Raw genomic sequence first — 360 nt, forward strand, 5'->3', positions numbered from 1 at the left:
TCGGGCTGCACCCCACCGTCGAAACGGTCGATGCCACCGGGCCGCTGCCCGCCCACGAAGGGCAATTCGACCGCATCGTCGCCACGGTGGCCGTGCGCAGCATCCCCAGCAGCTGGCTGACGGCCCTGAGCCCCGCCGTCACCGGACAGCTCACCAAGCCGCCCAGCCCGGGCCACTGGGAGCGCGCAGGTGTCCTGACCGGCGCGTCCGGTGCCGACCTGGCGCCCGCACACTGACGGCGGCGCACGATGGTGAGCGGATCGCCGCGCCGGGTTCCCCGCGGCAACGAGCCGGTGTCACACGGTCCGACCTCCGCCCCGGGCGGGTGGCCCGGGAACCGGTGCCCCGCAGGCGGGACAG

At 75.6% G+C, this 360-nt stretch carries 1 pseudogene; it reads left to right on the top strand.

What is annotated here, in order from left to right:
* Positions 1 to 236, top strand: a pseudogene (locus TN53_RS49745) (protein-L-isoaspartate(D-aspartate) O-methyltransferase); the annotation flags it as partial.
* Positions 237 to 360: the final 124 nt, after the last annotated feature.

Source organism: Streptomyces sp. WM6386 (genome assembly GCF_000972385.1).
Lineage (GTDB): Bacteria > Actinomycetota > Actinomycetes > Streptomycetales > Streptomycetaceae > Streptomyces.